The organism is Kitasatospora sp. NPDC057512, assembly GCF_042802135.1.
Lineage (GTDB): Bacteria > Actinomycetota > Actinomycetes > Streptomycetales > Streptomycetaceae > Kitasatospora.
Window position 1 is genome coordinate 1 of sequence record NZ_JBHVET010000809.1, and the last position, 3,548, is coordinate 3,548.

Consider the following 3,548-nt stretch of genomic DNA (forward strand, 5'->3'; position numbering starts at 1 on the left):
GTCCGGGCCCACGGCTGTTCACGAGCCGGCGGTGGCCGCCTCCAGGGTGGTGGCCATCACCGGGCTGGTGAAGGTGTTCGTCGCGTCGCCCGTGGAGGGGTGGTACGAGCCCCACTTGAGGTAGTTGCGGTCGCCGTCCCAGGTGGTGCCCTTGAAGGTGCCCGAGCCCGTGGTGAACGTCTGCTTCACGCCGTCGAACCAGAAGTCGATGGTGCCGTCCGTGCGGCCCAGGCGGATCTTCAGGGCGTACGAGTGCCAGGTGTTGTCGGCGGTCTGCGCGGTCCACAGGGAGTGCGACACGTGGGCGGTGTCCCACTCCTGGAGGCGGACGCGTCCGTTGACGACGTCGATCTCGATCGGGTGGTTGGCGGTGTCGGTGCTCGGCGAGCACTTCAGCTGGAAGACGTAGCGGCTGTTGGCGTCCTTGATGTCCACCTTGGACGACCAGCCCAGGTAGAAGGTGTCGCCCTCCTTCAGGTCCGGGCTGAGCGTCTCGCAGCGCTCCTCGCCGGCGGCCTGGAAGGCCCGCCACACGCTGCCCTTCACGGCGTCCTTCACCACCTTGAAGTTGTTCGCCGCGCACTGGACGGCCTTGAACGAGGACGGGCCCGTGCTGGTGCTCGGCGTCCACAGGACCTTGCCCGCGGCGGCGGTGGAGCCGCTGGCGGAGGCCTGGCCGCAGGCGACCGCCAGCGTGGCGAGGGCGGCGGCCGCGGCGGCGGCCCTGCGGCGGTGGGTCAGAACGGACATGCCTCTCCCGGGGGGATGAGTGGCCGATACGAGCGAGCAGTGATTCGACCAGCAACCGGCCCGCCCGGCCAGACGAAACGGCCGACGGAAGGTCCTTTTCGGACACTTCCGCCGGCCGTCCTCCGGGGTTGAACCCGGACCCGCCCCCGTCCGTTACGGGGTGCGCGGCCCCCGGGTGCCGCCGGTTCCGCCAGTGTCGCCGGTGCCCCCGGTGCCCTCCGCGTCCTCGTCGTACGAGGAGGTGCCCTCGTCCAGCAGCGGCTCCTGCGTCTTGAGGTGCGCCGGCGCCATGGCCCGCAGCGCGTGGTAGCCGGTGATGACGACCAGCGTGCCGAGCGCGATGCCGCTGATGCTGAAGGTGTCGGTGAACTTCAGCGACACGTTGCCGATGCCGATGATGATGCCCGCCGCGGCCGGCACCAGGTTCAGCGGGTTGCGCAGGTCCACCTGGGACTTGGTCCAGATCTGCGCGCCGAGCAGGCCGATCATGCCGTACAGGATCACCGTGATCCCGCCGAGCACCCCGCCGGGGATCGCGGCCACGATCGCGCCGAACTTCGGGCACAGGCCGAACAGCAGCGCGAAGCCGGCCGCCGCCCAGTACGCCGCCGTCGAGTAGACCCGGGTGGCGGCCATGACGCCGATGTTCTCCGAGTACGTGGTGTTCGGCGGGCCGCCGACCGCGGTGGAGAGCATGGAGGCGACGCCGTCCGCCGAGATCGCGGTGCCCAGCTTGTCGTCCAGGTTGGAGCCGGTCATCTCGCCGACCGCCTTGACGTGCCCGGCGTTCTCGGCGACCAGCGCGATCACCACGGGCAGCGCCACCAGGATCGCCGACCACTGGAAGGACGGGCCGTGGAAGGTCGGCAGGCCGATCCAGTCCGCCTTGCCGACGCCCGACAGGTCCAGGCGCCAGTGGTCGGTCATGTGCCCGCCGCCGTCCACCGAGTGGATCTTCCCGAAGACCCGGTCGAACAGCCAGGAGATCCCGTACCCGAACAGCAGCCCCAGGAAGATCGCCACCCGCGACCAGAAACCGCGCAGACACACCACGGCCAGACCGGTGAACAGCATCACCAGCAGCGCCGTCCACTGGTCCTGCGGCCAGTACGTCGAGGCGGTCACCGGGGCGAGGTTGAAGCCGATCAGCATGACCACCGCGCCGGTGACGACCGGCGGCATCGTGGCGTGGATGATCCGCGCCCCGAACCGCTGGACCGCCACCCCGACCAGGAACAGCACCACGCCCACCACGAACACCGCGCCGGTCACCGTCGCGCTGGTACCGCCCTGCGCCCGGATCACCGCCGCCACGCCCACGAAGGACAGCGAGCAGCCCAGGTAGCTGGGCACCCGGCCCTTGGTGGCCAGCAGGAAGATCACGGTCGCCACGCCGGACATCATGATCGCGAGGTTCGGGTCGAGCCCCATCAGCACGGGCGCCACGAAGCTCGCCCCGAACATCGCCACCACGTGCTGGGCGCCCAGCCCTACCGTGCGGGGCCAGGAGAGCCGTTCGTCGGGACGGACCACCGCCCCCGGCGCGGGCGTACGCCCGTCGCCGTGCAGCTTCCAGCGCACGCCGAGATCCATGGTGAGGTTTCGCTTTCTCTGTACTTCCGAAGAACTGTCCGCACCATTGTGGTGGCCGCCGGGTGCCCCGGCGGCCACCCGGCCCGCGTGTGAGCTGCGCGGACGTGTGGTAACAGCCCTCGGAGTCGGTTCCTCCGGTTGGTCCCGGCCCGCCCGGACCGGCCGGCGCGGCCCTCCGGCGCGCCCGGCCCGGCCCCCGCGGCTCAGCGCGGCCGGCGCTCCCACTCGCTGCCGCCCAGCGGGTAGTCGTAGCCCGGCCGCCCGGTGGCCCCGCTGGTACGGAAGGGCGTGCTGCCCGCGCCGACGCGCACCGTGCCCTTGCGCCCGCCGCTGGACCAGTCCAGGGTCAGCTCCCAGCGCACGTCGTGCGCCCGGGTGCGCGCGGTGACGTAGAAGACCTCGGGATCGGACTCGCTGACCTTGCGCGGGAAGGAGCGCTGCCCGCCCCGGGCGGTGACCGTCGGACTGCCGCTGTCCAGGTCGATGTCGAAGGAGGCGCTCTCCACGTCGCCGCCGCAGCCCACCCCCATCGCGTAGTCGTTCCAGGGGAGCGGCGCGCCCTTGGTGACGACCCGTACGTGCAGCGCCTCCAGGACGACCGTGTCCTTCCCGGTGCCCTGGACGGTCAGCGCGACCCGCTGCTCCCCGGAGGCGACCGCGCCGTAGGCGGCGGCCCAGCGCGGCGCCTCCGGCTCGTTGGCGGGCGGGCCGACCTGCTGGGGCGGGCTGTTGACGAGGAAGTGCTGGTAGCACGGGTTGTCGTAGACGTAGGGGCGGGTCGCGATCCTCAGCGGCGACGGGTCGGCGGTGGCGGTGGCGCTGGGGGAGGTGCCGGCCGGGGAGCCGCTCGCGGAGACGGAGACGCCCGGGCCGGCTTCGCCGGCCCCGCCCGGGTCGGCACCGGTGAGGCCGGGACGGGCGGCGGGAGCGGAGGCGGGTGCGGAGCCGGAGGAGTCGGCGGTGGCGGAGGGCGCCTGGCCCGCCCCGCCCGGGGGAGTGGACGCGGCGGCGCCCGGCGTCGAGGGCCCGGCACTGTCCGGCTGCCCGGCGTCGGTGGCGGCCGCCTCGGCGGCGCCGGCCGGGCGCTGGTCGGCGGCCGCGTCCGCGCTCCCACCGCCGTCCCCGTTCCGGTGCCCGCCGGAGGGGACGATGCTGAACGCCACCGCCCCCACGACGGCCGCCGCCGTGACGGCGGCCAGCAGCAC

General features: G+C 73.1%; 2 protein-coding genes and 1 pseudogene. All 3 read right to left on the reverse strand.

The features are described 5' to 3' along the window. Positions 1 to 18 precede the first annotated feature (18 nt). On the reverse strand, positions 19 to 750 hold the full coding sequence (locus ACFU6K_RS34070) for a hypothetical protein (protein ID WP_380669712.1): 732 nt from the start codon (positions 748 to 750) through the stop codon (positions 19 to 21). Between the two features lie 153 nt (positions 751 to 903). Continuing rightward, a complete protein-coding gene (locus tag ACFU6K_RS34075) occupies positions 904 to 2,343 on the reverse strand; it encodes a uracil-xanthine permease family protein (protein WP_380669714.1) in 1,440 nt (479 codons plus the stop codon). A gap of 203 nt (positions 2,344 to 2,546) precedes the next feature. Next, a pseudogene (locus ACFU6K_RS34080) lies at positions 2,547 to 3,548 on the reverse strand (hypothetical protein); the annotation flags it as partial.